Here is a 292-nt window from a genome sequence, read left to right as displayed (position 1 = left end):
AATTTGGAGCGGGAAACGAGACTCGAACTCGCGACCCCGACCTTGGCAAGGTCGTGCTCTACCAACTGAGCTATTCCCGCTTAATCTTTGTCTTTCGAACCGCTACGGCGTTGGCTGCTTTCACTCACCTTAGTCACTTACTCTGGTAAGTTCTTAAGGATTCGTTTTCTTGCCGCCTTGTCGCAATTCGAAATCCTGCGCTTGGGTGGTCCGTGCTAAACAAGCACTTTCAAATTTTGGAGCGGGAAACGAGACTCGAACTCGCGACCCCGACCTTGGCAAGGTCGTGCTC

The 292-nt window shown here is 52.1% G+C and carries 1 tRNA gene; it reads right to left on the bottom strand.

The features are described from left to right. Positions 1 to 4: 4 nt before the first annotated feature. A tRNA-Gly gene (locus tag OGY35_RS01055) sits at positions 5 to 80 on the bottom strand. Between the last annotated feature and the right edge of the window lie 212 nt (positions 81 to 292).

This window comes from Citrobacter sp. Ct235 (genome assembly GCF_030332305.1).
Classification (GTDB): domain Bacteria; phylum Pseudomonadota; class Gammaproteobacteria; order Enterobacterales; family Enterobacteriaceae; genus Citrobacter_A; species Citrobacter_A telavivensis.
The sequence above is the reverse complement of the archived record's forward strand: the minus strand, read 5'-3'. Positions and strand labels throughout refer to the sequence as shown.